13 protein-coding genes and 1 tRNA gene are annotated in these 19,440 nt (G+C 51.4%); 3 read left to right on the forward strand and 11 right to left on the reverse strand.

Annotated features, from left to right (window positions below):
* Nucleotides 1-82 precede the first annotated feature (82 nt).
* Nucleotides 83-2,104: an FAD-dependent oxidoreductase gene (locus ACMHXH_RS02530; protein ID WP_039033038.1), complete on the reverse strand. Its 2,022-nt coding sequence runs from the start codon at nt 2,102-2,104 to the stop codon at nt 83-85.
* Between the two features lie 196 nt (nt 2,105-2,300).
* Between ACMHXH_RS02530 and sppA the strand changes: the two genes are divergently transcribed.
* The gene (gene sppA, locus ACMHXH_RS02535) at nt 2,301-4,154 is read left to right on the forward strand and encodes a signal peptide peptidase SppA (RefSeq protein ID WP_335911685.1); all 1,854 of its coding nucleotides are present in this window, start codon (nt 2,301-2,303) and stop codon (nt 4,152-4,154) included.
* Nucleotides 4,155-4,261: 107 nt separating this feature from the next.
* Entirely contained in the window at nt 4,262-5,278 is a 1,017-nt protein-coding gene (gene ansA, locus ACMHXH_RS02540) for an asparaginase (RefSeq protein WP_215774354.1), read from the forward strand.
* Nucleotides 5,279-5,344: 66 nt separating this feature from the next.
* On the opposite strand, the gene ACMHXH_RS02545 is transcribed toward ansA, so the two are convergent.
* From ACMHXH_RS02545 to adhE, 6 genes are all read right to left on the reverse strand, one after another.
* Nucleotides 5,345-5,626, reverse strand: a complete 282-nt coding sequence (locus ACMHXH_RS02545; protein WP_039032997.1) for a YeaC family protein — start codon at nt 5,624-5,626, stop codon at nt 5,345-5,347.
* Nucleotides 5,623-5,940 carry a zinc ribbon domain-containing protein gene (locus ACMHXH_RS02550; RefSeq protein ID WP_335911684.1) on the reverse strand — a complete coding sequence of 106 codons (318 nt, stop codon included), beginning with the start codon at nt 5,938-5,940 and terminating at the stop codon, nt 5,623-5,625. Before ACMHXH_RS02550 ends, ACMHXH_RS02545 begins: the two co-directional genes overlap by 4 nt.
* 9 nt (nt 5,941-5,949) lie before the next feature.
* Nucleotides 5,950-7,077, reverse strand: coding sequence for a M14-type cytosolic carboxypeptidase (locus ACMHXH_RS02555; RefSeq protein WP_071476035.1), 1,128 nt, complete (start codon nt 7,075-7,077; stop codon nt 5,950-5,952).
* A gap of 135 nt (nt 7,078-7,212) precedes the next feature.
* Entirely contained in the window at nt 7,213-7,893 is a 681-nt protein-coding gene (locus tag ACMHXH_RS02560; protein WP_039033000.1) for a response regulator transcription factor, read from the reverse strand.
* A gap of 234 nt (nt 7,894-8,127) precedes the next feature.
* Nucleotides 8,128-9,915 carry a DUF885 domain-containing protein gene (locus ACMHXH_RS02565; RefSeq protein WP_335911683.1) on the reverse strand — a complete coding sequence of 596 codons (1,788 nt, stop codon included), beginning with the start codon at nt 9,913-9,915 and terminating at the stop codon, nt 8,128-8,130.
* Between the two features lie 470 nt (nt 9,916-10,385).
* Nucleotides 10,386-12,989: a bifunctional acetaldehyde-CoA/alcohol dehydrogenase gene (adhE, locus tag ACMHXH_RS02570; RefSeq protein WP_101096539.1), complete on the reverse strand. Its 2,604-nt coding sequence runs from the start codon at nt 12,987-12,989 to the stop codon at nt 10,386-10,388.
* Nucleotides 12,990-13,331: 342 nt separating this feature from the next.
* On the opposite strand from adhE, the gene ACMHXH_RS02575 reads away from it, so the two are divergent.
* Nucleotides 13,332-13,964 (forward strand): YchE family NAAT transporter, encoded by a 633-nt coding sequence (locus tag ACMHXH_RS02575; protein WP_025010407.1) that lies wholly within the window; start codon nt 13,332-13,334, stop codon nt 13,962-13,964.
* Between the two features lie 214 nt (nt 13,965-14,178).
* Here the strand turns inward: ACMHXH_RS02575 and ACMHXH_RS02580 are convergent.
* From ACMHXH_RS02580 to ACMHXH_RS02595, 4 genes are all read right to left on the reverse strand, one after another.
* Nucleotides 14,179-14,266, reverse strand: a tRNA-Ser gene (locus tag ACMHXH_RS02580).
* Nucleotides 14,267-14,432: 166 nt separating this feature from the next.
* Complete coding sequence (locus tag ACMHXH_RS02585; RefSeq protein WP_335911682.1) at nt 14,433-16,433, reverse strand: methyl-accepting chemotaxis protein; 2,001 nt, start codon at nt 16,431-16,433, stop codon at nt 14,433-14,435.
* Between the two features lie 162 nt (nt 16,434-16,595).
* Entirely contained in the window at nt 16,596-17,663 is a 1,068-nt protein-coding gene (gene nadA / locus ACMHXH_RS02590; protein WP_039033005.1) for a quinolinate synthase NadA, read from the reverse strand.
* A gap of 167 nt (nt 17,664-17,830) precedes the next feature.
* Nucleotides 17,831-19,435: a dihydrolipoyllysine-residue acetyltransferase gene (locus tag ACMHXH_RS02595; protein ID WP_335908722.1), complete on the reverse strand. Its 1,605-nt coding sequence runs from the start codon at nt 19,433-19,435 to the stop codon at nt 17,831-17,833.
* Nucleotides 19,436-19,440: the final 5 nt, after the last annotated feature.

The raw sequence follows: 19,440 nt of genomic DNA on the forward strand, positions 1-19,440 counted from the left end.
CGCCAATTGCTGAATAAGCCACTCTCTACAAAAGAGAAGGCCAAAAGGACTTATTCGCACCTTCCCTAAACCCGGTTAGAGACTAGATCCGCATCGCCAATTCTGCACCCTGACGAATGGCGCGTTTGGCATCCAACTCGGCAGCAACATCAACGCCGCCAATGAGGTGCATTGGCAAGCCGCACTCTTCCAGTTCCGGCAACAGCACACGGTTGGATTCCTGGCCTGCGCAGATCACCACAGTATCCACTGGCAGCAGTTGCGGCTTGTCATCAATCAGTATGTGCAATCCCTGGTCATCAAAGCGCTCATAGCTGACCCCACTGAGCTCTGTCACCTTGTGCTGCTTAAGCACCATGCGATGGATCCAGCCCGTGGTCTTACCTAAGCCTTTACCCAGCTTGCTCTTCTTGCGTTGCAACAAATACAGCTCTCTGGCCGGGGCATGCGCCTGGGCTTGTTTGGCCAGTCCGCCGCGCTCGGCGTAACTTGTGTCTATGCCCCACTGACGATACCAGCGCTCCGGCTCCAGCGTGCTGGACTCCTGCTCGCCGAGGAAATGCGCCAAGTCAAAACCTATGCCACCGGCGCCGATAAGTGCCACCCGCTGGCCGACTTCCACCTCGCCCCGCAGCACCTGTTGATAACTGACCACCTTGGGAGAATCAAATCCGGGCAAGTTGAGCTCTCTTGGTACAACACCACTGGCGACCACCAACTCATCAAAAGCCTCATCCCTGAGCACAGAGGCGTTGAGCGGCGTATTCAAACGCAGGTCCACCTTAAAGTGTGCGAGGCGATTCTTGAAATAGCGTATGGTTTCGTTGAATTCCTCCTTGCCGGGGATCTTGCGCGCCAGGTTAAACTGGCCACCGACTTCATCTCGGGCTTCAAACAAAGTCACCTTGTGCCCCCGCTCAGCGGCGTAGACGGCAAACGCCATCCCCGCCGGGCCCGCGCCCATCACAGCCAGGCGTTTGGGTGACTCAGTCTTGGGGAAATTAATCTCTGTCTCATAGCAGGCTCTTGGATTAACCAGGCAAGTAGCACGCTTGAGCGAGAAGGTATGATCGAGACAAGCCTGATTACAGCCGATGCAGGTATTGATGGCTTCGCTTTGATTGGCCGCGGCTTTGTTGACAAACTCAGGATCGGCCAGGAAAGGCCTGGCCATAGACACCATATCCGCCTGCCCCGAGGAGAGGATCTGCTCGGCTATCTCAGGTGTATTGATCCTGTTGGTGGCCACCAAAGGAACACTGAGTTCTTTTTTCAAACGTTCAGTGACCCAGGCAAAGGCGCCTCTGGGTACGCTGGTGGCTATGGTCGGGATCCTGGCCTCATGCCATCCTATGCCGGTATTGATGATAGTGACACCGGCTTGTTCCAGCGCTTTGCCGAGTTCTATGACCTCCTCAAGGCTTGAGCCCTTGTCGACCAGATCCAGCATAGACAAACGAAAGATAATGATGAACTCGGGCCCGACCTTGGCGCGGATAGCGCGAACAATTTCCAGTGGCAGGCGAATACGGTTGGCAAAACTGCCGCCGTACTCATCGCTGCGCTGATTGACCCGCTCACAGATGAACTGATTGATGAGATAGCCTTCAGAGCCCATCACTTCCACGCCATCATAACCGGCCCGTTTGGCCAATTCGGCAGAGGTGGCATAATCCTTTATGGTGCCACGGATTTGCCGCAAAGACATGGCGCTCGGCGTAAATGGGGTAATGGGTGACTTGACCTTGCTCGGTGCCAGTGAAAAAGGATGATAGCCATAACGACCGGCATGAAGGATCTGCATACAGATCTTGGCGCCGCCCTCATGCACGGCGCGGGTAACGATTTGGTGTTTGCCCACTTGCCAGGGAAAACTCAGCTGACAGGCGTTGGGGGCCAAACGGCCGCGAAAGTTTGGCGCTATGCCGCCGGTGACAATCAAACCCACACCACCCAGCGCCCGCTCCTTGTAGAAGTGTGCCAGTTTCTCAAAACCGCCCTTTTCTTCTTCCAACCCGGTATGCATGGAACCCATGAGTACCCGGTTTCTCAGCTGGGTAAACCCCAGATCCAAGGGTTCTAATAAATGAGGAAAGCCCGACATTAAAACATCCTTTTTAAACAAGTGATTTAAATCAGCATAACCTGAGCCGCCATCAAGCTCAACATAAAGCATGCATTGCGATCTCCCTTCGGCTAAGCCGGTAAAAGCACGCGTATAAAATCACTTACAAATGTGTTTTCCCGTTGCTGTTATTTTCAGTTAGCATTAGCGGAATGCATGGAAAAATGGAGTGGCTATGTCCGCAAAACCCCTGACAACCAAGAATACCCTGATGTTGATCTGGAATGTGATCAACTTCATTCGCAAGCTGGTGTTGAACCTAGTGTTCTTCCCGCTGTTCTTTATCGCTTTGATAGCCGTGGTCATCGCCATGGTCAGCAGTGATGAAATCCAAGTTGAGGATGGCTCGGCGTTGGTATTGAACCTGGCCGGCGGCATAGTGGATCAGAAACGCCAGATTGACCCGTTCGAGGCGATGTTAAACCAAGGCAAAGGACCCGATGTCAACGGCGAAATCTTATTGAGTGATGTGCTCTATACCATTAACAGCGCTACCAATGACAAGCGAATTAAGGCCCTGGTATTGGATCTGTCCGAGTTGCAATATGGCGGCCTGAGTAAGCTGAGCGCCATAGGCCAGGCACTCAATGAATTCAAGGATAGTGGCAAGCCTGTGGTCGCCATAGGTAACTATTATGATCAGAACCAGTATTTCCTGGCGAGTTTTGCCGATACTGTCTACCTCAACCCAGAGGGTATGGTGGCGGTAGATGGCTTGAGCCGCTACCGTCAGTACTATAAGTCGGCACTGGATAAGTTAAAAATCAAGGCGCACATTTTCCGTGTTGGTACTTTCAAGTCAGCGGTTGAACCTTTTATCCGTGACGACATGTCAGAAGCCGCCAAGGAAGCCAACTCTGTTCTGCTCAACGACATCTGGGGCAGCTATACAGACACAGTGGCAGCCAATCGTGGCATAGACAAATCCAGCCTAGGCCTTAATGCTAGCGCTTATTTGGCAGAGCTGGAGCAAGCCGACGGCGATTCAGGCACCATGGCAGTTAACCTCAAGTGGGTCGATAAACTTGCCAGCGCCGAGGACTTCCGCCTGGCGATGTTGGACTTGGTGGGCAAAAGCAAGGAAGGCGATAGCTTCAAGCAGATCAGCTACTATGACTACGCCAAGTTGATGGCACCGCTGCCCGAGTTGGTCCCCTCAGAAGAGATTGGCGTTATAGTGGCCAAGGGCAATATTCTCAACGGCAGTCAACCGGCCGGTGATATCGGCGGCGAAAGTACCTCCGCCCTGCTGCGTAAGGCGCGCTTCGACGACACTATCAAGGCCGTAGTACTCAGGGTCGACAGCCCCGGCGGCAGCGCCTTTGCTTCCGAGCAAATTCGTCAGGAAGTGCTGGCATTGAAGAAAGCCGGTAAGCCTGTGGTGGTCAGCATGAGCAGCATGGCTGCATCAGGCGGGTACTGGATTTCGGCCAGCGCCGACTATATCTATGCCAACCCCACTACCCTGACCGGATCCATCGGTATTTTCGGCATGATAACCACCTTCGAGGACTCCCTGTCTTCCATCGGCGTCAATACCGATGGGGTGGCCACCTCTGACTGGGCCGGTCTTTCTGTTACCCGGCCACTTTCCGATGGCGTCAAGGCGGTGATCCAGCGCCATATCGAACGTGGCTACAAAGACTTTATCTCACTGGTAGCCAACGAGCGCAATATGACACTCGAGCAGGTGGATAAGATTGCCCAAGGCCGCGTTTGGTCCGGCAAGAAAGCCCTGGAGCTGGGTCTGGTGGATGAGCTTGGCGATCTCGATAACGCTATCGCCAAAGCGGCCGAATTGGCCGAGCTCGATAAATTTGACAGCCGAGTGATAGAACAGGAACTGACACCTGAGCAACTCTTCATTCAGGAGATGTTCGCCAGTGTCTCAGCTTATCTGCCTCACAGCGTCAAGCAGTCCAGCGTACTGGAAAAGCTGCTGACTCAATGGAGCCAGGTACTGGAAGAGTTTGCCGCCTTTGACGACCCCAACGGCGTCTATCTCTACTGCGATAACTGCAGTTACTGATAATCCTGAAAGCCCGGTTCGCCGGGCTTTTTTGTGCCTTATGCTGTCGGGGTTGATTTGCTATAATCCGGCCTCTCTTTTGCTCCAATGATAAATAAAGCCAGATTATGAACAAAAAAAAGTCCATCTATGTCGCATACACGGGCGGCACCATAGGGATGCAAAAAACCAGTAATGGCTTTGCCCCGGTCGCCGGTTTCCTGACGGAATGCGTCAACTCCATGCCGGAGTTTTTCCATGAAGAGATGCCGACGTTCGTGATCCAGGAATATAGTCCGCTGATAGACTCCTCCAACATGGCTCCCAGCCACTGGCAGATGATAGCCGACGACATTCAGGCCAACTATGACAAGTATGATGGCTTTGTTATTCTTCACGGCACAGACACCATGGCGTTTACCGCCTCGGCGCTGTCTTTCATGCTGCAAGATCTCGGTAAGCCGGTTATCGTCACCGGCTCGCAAATTCCATTGGCGCAGCTGCGTTCAGACGGTCAAACCAACTTACTTAATGCGCTGTATATAGCGGCAAATTACCCAGTTGCCGAGGTTTGCCTGTTCTTCAACAATAAGTTGTTCCGCGGCAACCGTACCACCAAGGCTCATGCCGACGGCTTCGATGCCTTTGCTTCGCCGAATTTCCCCCTGTTGCTGGAAGCCGGGATCAAGATTCGCCTGCGCGCCGGTAAAATTGCTCCGCCCAGCGATAAGCCCCTGAAAGTGGCGCCCATTACCCCTCATCCTATTGGTGTGGTTACCTTGTATCCCGGCATCTCCACCGAGGTATTCAACAACATATTGCAGCAGCCGGTAAAAGCACTGATATTACTGACCTATGGTGTCGGCAACGCGCCGCAGGACCCCGCCTTGCTGGAAACTCTCAAGCGGGCCAACGACAAAGGCACAGTGCTTATTAATCTGACTCAGTGCCTGCAGGGAAAAGTCAATATGGGCGGTTATGCCACAGGCAACGCCCTGGCAAAAGCCGGCGTTATCAGCGGCGCCGATATGACCACGGAAGCCGCCTTGACCAAGTTGCATTACCTGCTCTCCCAAGGGCTGAGTACAGAAGAGATAAGACGGCAGATGCAACAAAACCTCTGTGGCGAACTCACTTCGGATTGAATTTAATTGATAGTAAAAAGCCCTGTTTATACAGGGCTTTTTTATCATTCGAATCCAGAAACTTAATTAAAGATCAGATTCTTTGAACTCAGCAATGCTCTCACCGCGAAACTGCTTTTTCAGCTGCGCCTTGGACAACTCGTTGAGTTGGCCACCGGCACCTATAGTAAAGTGTTCGGTTTGCTCCAAACGTCTGGCCTGATAGAGCATCACCAGTTGCAGCGTGTTTTCCCGCTGTTCCTCGGTCAGCACAGTGCCATCTTCCCACTTACCTATCTCGGCGGCGCTGCGCAGTCTCTCATAGACCTCAACCGGCATCTCTTCAATCACTTTGTTGATATCTGTCATACACTTTTCCGCTTGTGCAAAATAATACGTACCCGGGTTATCAGGTAACCTACGAAACCGAGCGTAAAGCAGACCGCACCGGCGATGGCTCGATTGCCTCCGGCGACTTCGCCACCCCAGAACCAGATAACCACCCCGGCGATAAACAGGGTCAAGGCCAGAAAGCTCTGATTCATCAGTTTGGTCGACTGCTGAATATGGCTAATCCTCGACAGCGACTCGGTGTTGGGTCCCAATTTGGAACTACAGTGCGGGCAACTGGGTGCCTTACTGGAGATCCGCTTGCGGCATAAAGGGCATTCAACCAGTGCCATAACTGCTCCTTACCTGAGTTTGTCCACGACGGCCAGCATGGCGGTCAAAGAGGCTTCACCCAGGTACAGGCAACGCTCGGGGGACCAGCCCACCAGCGGATCGGCCAGATTATCATTGTCTTTAAATGGCATTTCCAAGGTGTTTGACAGGCAGTTGAAGGTTTCGCCGACCCAGTTGGAACCTATGGTCAGGTTGGCCTTGCCGGGTTCGTCCTTTTCATAGCCATGTTCGCTCTGGAAATCCGGGCTAACCAGCAAGAGCGCCGAGGCAAATTCCTGCTGCAGCTGAGTCAAACGCTCATCCCAACAAGGAATGCCTTCACAGCCTGCCAGGAACACATAAGGCAGACCTTCATCACCGTGGACGTCATAGAAGAGATCCACACCGGTTTCTTTCATCTTTTGTACCACATGGTACACCTCGGGGCTCTTCTCCAGGCTTGGCGTTTGCCACTCACGATTTAGGTTAACACCGGCGGCATTGGTACGCAGATGGCCGCGGGCGCTGCCGTCCGGGTTCATGTTGGGTACAACATAGAAGTTGGCCTTATCCAGCAACTGTTTGGAGACAGGGTCATCCGAGTCCAGCAAACGATACAGCAAACCTTCCACCAGCCATTCGGCCATGGTTTCCCCTGGGTGCTGACGGGCTGTGATCCAGATATTGCGCTTGCTGTTATCGCCGTCACCCACCTTGACCAGCGTCAGATCGCGACCATCCAAGGTCAGACCCAGGTGCTCCAGGCTCACTTCAGGATGCACTTGCACAGCGCTGAGCAGGTCCAGGTGGCGCTCGTAACTGTAAGGTGCAAAATAGGCTATCTGAATCGCATCGGCGTCCAATTCCACATTGATACTCAATTTGCCGTCATCATACTTGGTCGGCAGGCGGAACCAGTGCTGGCGATCATAGCTGGCTACCGCCTGGTAGTTCTCCCAGCCTTTGGGATAAGAAGCGCTGCCGGCGTTGATGATATTGAGGGTGTAACTGTTTCCTACCTGGCCTTCAAAACGGAAATTGAACCACTGGTAGAACTCTCCGCCCTGATCCGGGCGGATCGCCAGTCTGATGTCGTCCTTATTATCAAGACTGATGACCTGAATATTGCCACCATCAAAATTCGCGCTGATCCGCATGATGTTTTCCTTCATTGCTTTTATAGGGTGTGGAGCCGAAAGGCTCGCGCAAGTGGGTTATAGGATAAACCAAATCGGCCGCGCTTGAAAACGCGGCCGACCCTGGCTTGATATTCGGGGAAAAATCAGTGGAGTTTACCAAAGGCTGAAACTGTATCCTTGGCCGCGCACAGTATTAATAAGGCTTCTTGGCAACCGGGTCTGCTCCAGTTTACGCCGGGTGTTGGAGATATGCATATCCAGGTTTCGGTCAAACCGCCCCAACTCTTTTTTTAACACCCGTCGCTGTAGCTCCTGCTTGGTAACCACCTGGCCCTTACGCTCAAACAGATATTTAAACAAACGAAACTCTGTCTGAGTCAATGCCAATTGCTGATCGGCAATGGCTACTGTGTAATCCGTCTCATCAAACTGAATATGCTTATTGAGCGCCAGATCGGTAGGTTCCTGCCCCTTGCTGATATTGATCCTTCTTATGAGCGCCTGAATACGGACCAACAACTCTTTGACGCTAAATGGCTTACTCAAAAAATCATCAGCCCCCAGCTCATAACCTTTAATCCTTTCCTCTTCGCTATCGACAGCCGAAATCACTATCACAGGTGTACTGTCCTTACGGGCAAGTAACATCTCAAAACCATTGAGTTTGGGCATCATTAAGTCGAGCAAGATAACATCCGGGGTAAAAGTGTCGAGTCTCATCAGTGCATCCAAACCATCAGCGGCACAAACAACATCGTGCCCCTCGCCCTCCAGTGCTTCCTTGAGCAAGTCCCTGAACTCCAGGTCATCGTCCACCAATAAAATTTTCGTCATTTTCGTTAATACAATTCTCAAATAAGAACCATTACCATTAACGTTAACATAATTATCCTGACCGAGCCAGAAAAATTCACTGGTTATAATGATGTAAGGTGCACAGAGTCACATATAACGAGTTATGAAAAAGGGACAGCCGGTCAAACTGTCCCTATAGTCAATAGTCAACTGAACAAGTTAAGTTTACCGCCACTGGGCAGTAAACTTTATCCCTGCCTTTTGTTGTCCACCTTACTTGTCTTGCATCAACTGACTGATGTATTTGACCGGAGCACTGCCATAACTGAGGAAGTTTTCGTGAAATGCCTTGAGCTCAAACGCCTTTCCTTGTTGCTGTTTAAGTTCTTCCCTGAGGTCGTAAATTTCACGATATCCGGCGTAATAGCTGGTTAACTGTACCTGGCTCAGCGTTGCCCGGCGCCATTTACCTTCCGCCTCGGCTTGCTGCTGGAAGGCTTCTTCAGTCATCAATTTGATGGCCTGCTCTTCAGTCATCCCCTTGACCTGAATGCTGTAGTCCAGAATGGTGTTACAAATCACCCTGAGGTTCCACTTGTAGTACATCAGCCACATTTCCGGCTCAAAGTTGCCATAGCCCTGTTCCAACATCATACGCTCGGCATAAACGGCCCAACCTTCGACCATGGCTCCGTTACCAAACAGGCTCTTGACCAGGCTCGGTGATTCATTGGAGTACACCAGTTGGGTGTAATGGCCGGGGATAGCCTCATGTATGTTCAGTACCTGCAATATCCAGTGGTTGTACTCGCGCAAGTAACTTTCGGCCTGCTCGTCAGTCATACCATCCAGGGGAGTCACGTTGTAATAGGTGTTGCCCCCCTTCTCATAAGGGCCGGGAGCACTGATGGAAGCACCGGCAAAACCTCGCATATATTCAGGTGTTTCCCTGACCACCAAAGGCTTTTTCGGATCCAGAGTCACCAGATCGTGTTGATTGACAAACTTCACCAGCTCGGGGATCTGCGCCCTCACCTCGTCCACAAAATCTTCTCGCTTTACATGCCGGGCCGAAAGCTTATCGATCAACTGTCTGATAGCCTTCTTCTCGTCTTGCGGCTTGGGCTCTTGGAAATACTTGCTCCAGAGCTTATCGGTAATTTTCGCCATTTCGCCCTGAACCCTGGCCTTATCGGCCAGCGCCTTTTCATAAAGGGCCTTGGCGCTCATACCGGCCTGAATATCAAAGGCAAACTTCTCCTCATAAAGTGCTTCTCCTATCCGAAAGCTACGGCTGCCTTCGCGCTTAAGTTGCTGCTCAAGCTGTTTTAGAAACTGGATATGCCCTTCGATGGCAGCCACGGCATTAGCCAGTCTTTGCTTGAACAACGCCTTTTCATCAGCGTTCAGGCCGGAGGCGTTCACTTTGACGAGCAGTTCATCGGACAATACCGTAAAGGCTCCCTGATTTTGCATGATGGCCAACTCTGTGTGCTCCAGAGTGGGATTCTCTATGTTTTGTTGCGCCGCCCGGTAATAGGCCGGCACATTTTCCAATCGGCCCAATACAGAGCGTAACCTTTGATCCAGAGGTGCAAAGTCCTCATTGATGATTTGCGCAAAACCTCCGGCCACGTTGTAACTGGATGGGTCCCACTGCCAGGACTTGAAGCGTTTGATTTCCCACTCCATGCTGCCGAGGACGTTTTCAATCAAGCGATAGTCAATCAGGTTGGCTGCGGTAAGCGCCGCAAAATCAAAGCTCGCCATCTTGGCACGCTGCTGCTGAATAAAGTTCAGCGTCACGGTGCGGCTGGCCGCATCCGGTACCAGGAGTTTGGCATCATATTGATGAAAACCATTATAGAGCGCCCAAGTCGGTGCAACTTGCCACAAAGAATCGATAAAACTTTGACTGAATGCAGTAAAGGCTTGGTTCTGATCTTGTTTGACGATAGCAGAAACGTTAGATGCCATCGCCTCCGGCGAGCTTTGGGTTTGACATGCGGACAGACCTGTCAGCGCCAGTGACACCGCCAGGCACAGGGTGAGTTTTTTCATATGATTTCCTTCCCGGCACCCGTATGTTGGAAATTTGAGTTTTTATCGGTTTTTCGGGTGCATAGTTTGCTAGTAAATCATGGAAGCAGGAACTTTTCAGCAATTGTTAGTAAAGAAACATGCTTTGTTACAGTTTGCGAGCTGGCATGAATTGCATGTGACCATAGTGAAGACAACGGTGAAGACAATAGTGAAGCCATTTCAAGCTGCTATGGAAAAGTAACTAATTACAGAAGAAGCATTTCACGCGCGGAAAAACAAAGAGTATCTGGCATAAAGAAGCTTCTTAAACGAGTTTTTATATTGTTTAATTTTAACTTTTTGGGCAACCGGAATATAAAGGATGATTGTGTGCTAGGGCGCCGTGCTTCCAGATAGGTTGAACAGAGAGTGTTCAAAATTCTGTGTCACGCTAAAAAATACCGCTCATTGTAAGTGAGCGGTATTTTGCTTCTAGGACAAGGCTATTGTTAGTCGCGGTAAACCTCACCGTAGAAGCTTGCCAGCAACAGGGCTTTTAACTCACTGATCAGAGGATACCTGGGGTTGGCACCTGTACACTGATCATCAAAAGCATCTTCAGCCAGTTCATCGAGCTTATCCAGAAAATCGGCTTCTGTGACACCGGCTTCCTGAATCGACCCCGGGATCCCCAAAGCCAGCTTCAACTGCTCAATTTTGGCTATCAAACGCTCGACTTTTTCGGTGTCACTCAGCTCGGCGTCTGTCAGCTTGAGATGATCAGCAATGGCAGCATAGCGGCAGAGCGCCTTGGGCCTGTCATACTGGCTGAAGGCGGCTTGCTTGGTCGGCAGGTCGGTGGCGTTGAAACGGATGACATTGCTTATGAGCAGTGCATTGGCCAAGCCGTGTGGCAGATGGAACTCGGCGCCCAGTTTGTGAGCCATAGAGTGACATATGCCCAGGAAAGCGTTGGCAAAGGCGATACCGGCAATGGTGGCGCCGTTGTGCACTTTTTCGCGGGCAATCGGCGCCGCGGCGCCCTCTTCGTAGGCCTTGGGCAGGTGCGTAACCAGAAGATCCAAGGCCTGCAATGCCTGGCCGTCACTGTACTCATTGGCCATCACGCTGACATAGGCTTCCAAGGCATGGGTAATGGCATCTATCCCGCCAAAGGCGGTTAAGGACTTGGGCATGTTCATCACCAGGTTGGGATCCACAATCGCCATGTTGGGGGTCAGTTCATAATCTGCGATAGGATACTTGGCACCTGTCTGCTCATCAGTCACCACGGCAAATGGTGTGACTTCAGAGCCTGTGCCCGACGTGGTGGGAATAGCGACCATCTTGGCCTTGCGCCCAAGTTTGGGGAACTTGTAAATACGTTTACGAATATCCATGAAACGCAGCGCCAGATCGGCAAAGTCCACCTGAGGATGTTCATACATCACCCAGATGATCTTGGCAGCGTCCATAGGGGAGCCACCGCCCAGTGCGATGATCACATCCGGTTGGAAACTCTCGGCCACCTTGGTGCCGGCGCGAACTACTGCTAAGGTAGGATCGGCCTCCACTTCATAAAACACTTCGGTATCCAGCCCCAAGCCCTTGAGGATCTTGACGGTTTCATCACAGTAGCCATTATTGAACAAGAACTTGTCTGTCACTATCAAGGCGCGGCGTTTGTCGGCCAACTCCTCCAGGGCAATAGGTAGACTACCGCGGCGGAAATAAATGGAGGATGGAAGTTTGTGCCACAACATATTCTCGGCCCTCTTGGCGACAGTTTTCTTGTTGATAAGGTGACTCGGGCCCACGTTCTCCGAAATCGAGTTCCCCCCCCAGGAGCCACAGCCCAAAGTGAGAGAAGGTGCCAGCTTGAAGTTATAGAGATCGCCAATCCCGCCTTGAGATGCCGGGGTGTTTATCAGAATTCGAGCTGTTTTCATCCGCTCACCGAAACGCTTGACCCGCTGCACCTGGGTATCTTGATCTGTATAGAGTCCAGAGGTATGACCGATACCACCGAGTTTCACCAAGGCATCGGCCTTATCCAGCGCCTCATCAAAGTCGTTGGCGCGGTACATACCAAGCAGCGGCGAAAGCTTTTCATGGGCGAAGGCTTCGGCTTCGGTGATTTCATCCACCTCACCGATCAGTACCTTGGTCCAGCTCGGTACGCTGAAGCCGGCCATTTCGGCAATGCGCGCCGCACTTTGGCCAACAATGGCGGCATTGAGCGCGCCATCTTTGAGGATAACCTGTTTCACGGCAAGGCATTCTTCGTCATTGAGCAGGTAACCGCCATGATGAGCAAAACGCTCCCGTACTGCTTGGTAGACGCTATCGAGTACCACTACCGCTTGTTCAGAGGCGCATACCACACCGTTATCAAAGGTTTTTGACATCAATATGGAAGCCACCGCGCGTTTGATATCCGCGGTTTCATCAATAACCACAGGTGTATTACCTGCGCCGACACCTATGGCAGGTTTCCCGGAAGAGTAAGCGGCTTTCACCATACCCGGGCCGCCGGTGGCCAGAATAAGATTTATCTTTTCGTGGGTCATCAGGTGATTGGAAAGTGCGACGCTGGGTTCATCTATCCAGCCTATAATGTCCTCGGGAGCTCCGGCCTTAATGGCGGCATCCAGTACTATTCGGGCGGCTGCGACTGTGGATGCCTTGGCTCTGGGGTGCGGGGAGAAGACGATGGCATTACGGGTTTTCAGGCTGATAAGCGCCTTGAAGATAGCGGTGGAAGTAGGATTGGTTGTCGGTACTATGCCGCAGATGATCCCCACGGGTTCGGCAATTGTGATGGTGCCGAAGGTGTCGTCTTCTTCCAGAATGCCGCAGGTCTTTTCATCTTTGTACTTGTTATAGATATACTCGGAAGCAAAGTGGTTTTTAATCACTTTATCCTCCAGCACTCCCATGGAGGTTTCGGCGGCGGCCTGTTTTGCCAACGCTATTCTGGCATCGGCGGCAGCCAGCGCGGCGGCGCGAAATATCTTATCGACTTGCTGCTGACTGAAACCTGCGAATTTCGCCTGAGCCTGGCTGACTCTTTCCAGTAGCAGATCCAGTTCCTGAGTATTGGTGACTTTCATAATCAGTTTCCCGTAAAAAAATTTAACAAAGGCTCATCTTGGTTAAACTCTCTCACATGAAATAAAATTACATCCAAACCGGGTGGACATCTGTGATCTTGGCCACAGGCATGGCGTTTTATGTAATTCAACAACGTTAAATCAGATTCAAGCATAGAAAAAATCTTTGTATTAGAATCGACTATACTGCAGCTTTGACTGCACTGATATTACGAAAATTTATTCGAAGTTGTGACCAAGTATAGAAAATCTCATTTCTGGGGTTTGTTAACTTAGGGTAGAGTATGCACCGTCTCAAGTTACTGTTTCCCGGTGAGTTCCCTACACTGGAAGGATACGAAATTGGATTTGACCCTGTACGTTAAATTTTTCCTCGGACTGGTGGCTATCATCAACCCGGTGGGCCTGTTGCCGGTATTTGTCAGCCTGACCAGTCACCAGACTGAGGCTGAGCGTAACCATACCGCTAAAATATCCAACTTTGCCGTGGTGGTAATCCTCTTGGTTACCACAGTGGCGGGTCAGTATATATTGAATATGTTCAGTATTTCGCTGTCGGCGTTCCGAATTGCCGGCGGTACACTGATTGCCATCATCGCCATGTCCATGTTGCAAGGAAAGCTTGGCGAGGTGAAACGCAACCAGGAAGAAGACAGAGAAGCCTCAGCGATGGAATCTGTGGCTGTGGTACCGCTGGCTTTGCCTCTGATGGCTGGCCCAGGGGCTATCAGCTCAGTTATCGTCTTTGCCGCCGAGCATAAAGGCCTGGCTAATCTGCTGGCCATGTCGGTGACTGTAGCGCTGTTTGGTCTGCTCAGCTTTGCATTGTTCAGAATGGCTTCGGTCATCAATAAGCTCCTCGGTAAAACAGGGATCAACGTGATCACCCGTCTGATGGGACTCTTGATGCTATCCATTGGCATTGAGGTAATAGCCGCAGGTTTTAAGGGGCTGTTTCCCAACTTACTGGGATAAAATCAAATCGGCTAATGTGTTGATATTATGGATACCCCTCTCACAAACTGTGCCGCAATACGTCAGGATTAGTCGTACAAAGCTAATTTGCTGCAGAAAGGTTGGGAATCTTGACCGCGCAGCCGCTATCATTCAAAGGACTATGCAAAGGACTATGCAAAGGACTATGCTCAGAAACGCAAAAACCCGACCTTATGGTCGGGTTTTTTTAATCTGGCGGTGAAGGAGGGATTCGAACCCTCGATACGTTGCCGTATACACACTTTCCAGGCGTGCTCCTTCAGCCACTCGGACACCTCACCGTTTCGATACTTTTTACTGTGGGTATCAACACATCTATCAGGAGTAATATCTCTATCCCCTTGATGGAGCGGTACTTTACGCAAAAGGCGAATGCCGGTCAAGCAAAAATCCGCCTTAATCTCCGTTTGCGTGTTTGATGAGCAAAGGCGATGAAAAATACTTCAATCAGTGTTCGTTTAAGCGGAATTTACTTACCTCATCGCTCATTTTGTTGGCGTCTTTAATCAGCAGTTCGTTGAGTTTGCCAAGCTCATTGGCTATATCCTGGGTATTGCGGTAGATATCACTGATCTGCATCGCATTGCGATTCACCTCTTCTGATACGGCCGACTGCTCATGGGTTGCGGCAGCTATCTGTTCATTCATGCTATCAATAACTTCCACGTGTTCAACTATGCGCCTGAGCTCCTCACCGGCGCGGTTTGCCTCATCAACACTGATGCCGGCCTGAGCCTTGCCTTTGGTGATAGCGGCTACCGCTACTTCGGCGCCCTGTTTGAGCCTTTCTGTCATATTACGGATATCTTCAGTGGAAGATTGTGCCCGCTGCGCCAGATTGCGCACCTCATCGGCCACCACGGCAAAGCCGCGGCCCATTTCGCCGGCCCGGGCGGCTTCGATGGCGGCATTAAGCGCCAGGAGATTGGTCTGCTCGGCTATGCCACTGATGACCTCCAACACACTGACAATGCCGTGAATATCTTTATCCAGTTTGGATATTGCATCGGCGGCATAACTAATTTCTTCAGCCAGTTCATTGATGGCCGATGCCGTGCGCCCCACTTCCAGGCTCCCTTCCCTGGCCTCAGTGCTGGCTTGATTGGATGCTTCAGAGGCCCGTACCGCGTTGGAGGCAATTTCCTGTACGGTTGAACTCATCTCTGTCATCGCAGATGCCACTTGCTCTGTCTCGCTGGAGCCAACCGCTACATCGGCCTGCATCTGAGTAGAATGCTGTTCCATCTGTTGTACCACTCCCAGCAAGGTCTTGCTACTGGAGCGAACCCGCAGTATCACCAGCTCAAAGTCGGCCATCATACTATTGAAGGATTCGGCCAGCTCACCAAACTCATCTTTACCCGTATGGGGCAAACGCACACTTAAGTCATAGTGAGCCCGGGCTCGGGTAACGCCCTGATGCAATTCTCGCAAGCTGCCATGCAGATATTTGAGTATGATGCTGGAGACCAGACTGACAATGATTAAACCAAACACCATAACCCCAAGTACTATCCAGGTCTGGTTAGTAGCATTTTGCTGTTTGTTCAAGGTCTCGGCCAGGAGTTTATTCGACAGCTTCTGCTCAAATTCATGTAACAGATTGATGCGTGCTGTCGACTGATTAAACCAAATCTCCGGAGATTGGGACTTGAGATCCTCGGTTTTCTGGCCATAAGCCAACTCCCTCAAGCGAGCGACTTCGGCGACAGCAGCTTGGGCTTGCAATACCTGTAAATCCTTGCGAGCGGTTTCATCAGCCAAGGCCACAAACCTTTCCTGGTAAGCGTTTTGTTCAGAGACCAAAGTGATAAATTTACGGTAGACACCGGGTTTGAACTCACTCTGTCCGAAGGTTGAACTGAGTACCGCCCGCTCGATACCTGCGCGTTCCTTCATCTGCAAAAACGCCGAAAAAGCGGCGGCCTTGATGGCAATCTGTTGATCGCCGCCCTTCTGCACACTAAGATCGACTATCGACAGCAGTAATTTATTCAGCTCAGTGTAAAATGCCACTTCTTCGGCAACGCTTATCCCTTGTATATCTACCAGATTGCGAATGTCTTGCAAACGGGCAATGCTATTTCTTGCCTTCGTTAAATCGGTAGCAAAATCGGCGGGAAGCTGATGATTATTCAAGAAATCATTAAATTGCTGGAGTTGTTTATCTGTGAGTTGCCGCTGGCCCGGTAGTTTATCGGCAAAACTCTTGCCCTTGGAACCGAGATAACCCGCGCTCATGCCGCGCTCTTTTTGCAGTTCATGTACCAGCGCCGAGTTGACCACCGCCAACTCACTGAGATCCAGCACCTCTTCCAGACCATTGGCGAGCGACAGTCGATCGCTGAACAATAAAATACCAAATAGGGTTGCCGCGATAAAAGGCGGCAGGATAACCAAGAGAAATTTGTGTTTCAGAGGAAGATTTTCAATCCATTGCCATTTCATTGATGCATCCTTTAAGCAGCTAACTAATTCATTTATTAATATGAAATTTATTTTTCAGTATACGTTGGCAAGTATAGTCGATGCCAATGGATGTCAATGGAAAAAGAGCCTACAAATGTAGGCTCTTTATTGGCTTGTCGAATAAAAAACAGTTTAAGCTATTCAGGCGTTGCCTTTGACCTGCATGTTGAGGGTTTTGGCAAAATCCAACATTCGAGTCAGAGGCACCAAAGCGCCTTGACGCAGCGCTTCATCGACGAAAATCTCATGTTGACTGTTATCCTGGTTTTCCAGCGCGCTGGCAATCGCCTTGAGACCATTCATTGCCATCCAGGGGCAGTGAGCACAGCTGCGGCAAGTGGCACCTTCACCGCCGGTTGGGGCTTCAATCAGGGTCTTGCCCGGCGCTGCCTGTTGCATCTTATAGAAAATGCCTCTATCGGTGGCCACGATAAAGGTATCATTGTCCATGGTCTGGGCAGCTTTGATCAACTGACTGGTTGAACCTACGGCATCGGCCATTTCCACAACACTCGCCGGAGATTCAGGGTGAACCAGAATGGCGGCGTTCGGGTGCAGCGCCTTTAATTGACGCAAGGCGTTGGCCTTGAATTCATCGTGCACAATACACTCGCCCTGCCACATCAACATCTCGGCACCAGTTTGCTTGGCAATATAACTGCCCAAGTGACGATCCGGCCCCCAGATGATCTTCTTGCCTTCGCTGTCCAGGTGTTCCACGATCTCCAGCGCTATGCTGGAAGTCACTACCCAATCGGCCCGGGCTTTGACCGCAGCCGAAGTATTGGCATAGACCACTACCGTGTGATCCGGATGCGCGTCGCAGAAAGCACTAAACTGCTCAATAGGACAACCAACATCCAGAGAACAGGTGGCTTCCAGAGTCGGCATCAGAATGGTTTTTTCCGGGCTCAGGATCTTGGCGGTTTCCCCCATAAACTTAACCCCGGCAACGATGAGCGTTTTGGCGGGATGATCACGCCCAAAACGCGCCATTTCGAGCGAGTCGGAAACGCAGCCACCGGTTTCCTCGGCCAGAGCCTGAATTTCAGGGTCCGTATAGTAATGGGCAACCAGCACCGCATTCTGCTCTTTGAGCAGTTGCTTGATCCTGGCTTTGTATTCGCTTTTTTCCTGTTCAGACAAGGGAACCGGTTTTGGCGGGAAAGGATATTGAATATTTTCTATGCTTGGTGCTACCTGACTCATAACAGACCCAATGCGACTAATACTGTTGGCAATTATACGAAATCTGCCATCAAATCGTAACCACTTTGTGCTCAGGATCAAATAAAGCCATTGCCTTAAGCTGGCAGGAGTAATCTTGCTCCCGAAACACACCTAAAACAAGGCCCCGCAATGCGGGGCCTCCAATCTTATCTCATCGCCAACAGCATTTCCTGCGGCTGCTCGAGATATTGTTTCCACAGATTACAGAAGCGGGCAATGGTGCCGCCATCTATCACTCTGTGATCGCCTGACCAACTGACCTGCATCAGTTTACGAGCTTCCACCTTACCCTTAGCATTAAAGCGCGGCAGGGTTTGCACCTTACCCAAGGCCACAATCGCCACCTCGGGTTTATTGATAATGGGCGTTGCCACAGTGCCGCCCAGCGCGCCTATGTTGGAGATGGAGATGCTGCCATCTTTAAGATCGGCAGGCGCCACTCTACCTGAGCGCGCGGCCTGGGTCAGACGGGTGACTTCGGCAGCAACATCCAGAATCGATTTATCCTGTACATCCTTGACGTTAGGCACCAACAAACCGACCTTGGAGTCGACGGCCATCCCTATGTTGTGACGACCAAGATAAGTGAGTTCGGTACAATCTGCGTTCACTCGGCTGTTGATCACCGGAAACTCGGTCAGCGCCAGCGACATGGCCTTCATAAAGAAAGGCATCATGGTCAGCTTGAGCTCGTCATTGGAGTACTTGGCCTTCATCGCTTCACGAAGGGCGATAAGCTCGGTCAAGTCCAGCTCTTCGCAATAAGTAAAGTGCGGAATGCTGGAGACGGACTCTGTCATCATCCGCGCCATCACGGCACGAACGCCCTTGATAGGCTCTACCCTATCGCTTGCCGTTGCCGCTTTGCTGGCTTGCACTTGGCCCTCTGCCAAAGTTTGGGTTTGGGCTTGTGCCTGAGGAGTCGCCCCCTTGAGGAAACGCTCAATATCCTCTTTATAGACCCGGCCGTTTTTACCGCTGCCAGGCACTTTGGCGATATCGACATCCAGACTGCGAGCCATACGTCTTACCGCTGGGCTCGCCAGCGCCTTGCCCTGGGGCACCATACTGCAGGCGGCAGTTTGCGAGCTGCTCTGGGCTTGAGCCTGTGCTTGAGAGACGGCAGATGCTGAGCCTGATGGAGCACTTGTTTCAGCGGTTTGAGCCACGGCTGCACTACCGGATTCAGCGGCAACTTCAATGGCAAACAGTGGCTGATGCACCTGGGCCAACTGGCCCTTACGGTAGTGCAGCTTGACAATTTTACCGGCCTTCATCGCCGGGATTTGCACCAACGCCTTATCAGTCATTACATCACAGATAGGTTGATCTTCAACCACAGTGTCGCCTTCTGCGACCAGCCACTCCACCAGTTCGCACTCGACTATGCCCTCGCCGATATCCGGCAGCATAAAGTCTTCCACCTGGCTGCCGGCGCTAGCCGTAGTGTTAGTGCTAGACGATGCAGCAGTATCGGCGCTGGCTGCAGGTACAGGCGCTTCGCTGTCTGCAGCATCCACTTCCACGGCATACAAAGGCTCATGCACCTTGGCAATTTCACCCTTGGCGTAATAAAGCTTACTGATAACACCGGGGAAAGGCGCAGGAATTTGCACCAGTGCCTTGTCTGTCATCACATCACAAACAGGTTGATCTTCGGCGACTGTATCCCCCTCTGCCACCAACCATTCCACCAGTTCACACTCGACAACACCTTCGCCTATGTCGGGCAAAATAAAATCTTTAATCATCCTGG

Source organism: Shewanella sp. BJSY2023SW001 (genome assembly GCF_047314685.1).
GTDB lineage: Bacteria > Pseudomonadota > Gammaproteobacteria > Enterobacterales > Shewanellaceae > Shewanella > Shewanella indica.

Bases quoted from the DNA above. Each gene is read 5' to 3' on its own strand.
- ACMHXH_RS02565 (WP_335911683.1), bottom strand. From the start codon at position 9,915: ATGAAAAAACTCACCCTGTGCCTGGCGGTGTCACTGGCGCTGACAGGT.
- ACMHXH_RS02545 (WP_039032997.1), bottom strand. From the start codon at position 5,626: ATGACAGATATCAACAAAGTGATTGAAGAGATGCCGGTTGAGGTCTAT.
- ACMHXH_RS02585 (WP_335911682.1), bottom strand. From the start codon at position 16,433: ATGAAATGGCAATGGATTGAAAATCTTCCTCTGAAACACAAATTTCTC.
- ACMHXH_RS02595 (WP_335908722.1), bottom strand. From the start codon at position 19,435: ATGATTAAAGATTTTATTTTGCCCGACATAGGCGAAGGTGTTGTCGAG.
- sppA (WP_335911685.1), top strand. From the start codon at position 2,301: ATGTCCGCAAAACCCCTGACAACCAAGAATACCCTGATGTTGATCTGG.
- ACMHXH_RS02530 (WP_039033038.1), bottom strand. From the start codon at position 2,104: ATGTCGGGCTTTCCTCATTTATTAGAACCCTTGGATCTGGGGTTTACC.
- ansA (WP_215774354.1), top strand. From the start codon at position 4,262: ATGAACAAAAAAAAGTCCATCTATGTCGCATACACGGGCGGCACCATA.
- ACMHXH_RS02550 (WP_335911684.1), bottom strand. From the start codon at position 5,940: ATGGCACTGGTTGAATGCCCTTTATGCCGCAAGCGGATCTCCAGTAAG.
- adhE (WP_101096539.1), bottom strand. From the start codon at position 12,989: ATGAAAGTCACCAATACTCAGGAACTGGATCTGCTACTGGAAAGAGTC.
- nadA (WP_039033005.1), bottom strand. From the start codon at position 17,663: ATGAGTCAGGTAGCACCAAGCATAGAAAATATTCAATATCCTTTCCCG.
- ACMHXH_RS02555 (WP_071476035.1), bottom strand. From the start codon at position 7,077: ATGCGGATCAGCGCGAATTTTGATGGTGGCAATATTCAGGTCATCAGT.
- ACMHXH_RS02560 (WP_039033000.1), bottom strand. From the start codon at position 7,893: ATGACGAAAATTTTATTGGTGGACGATGACCTGGAGTTCAGGGACTTG.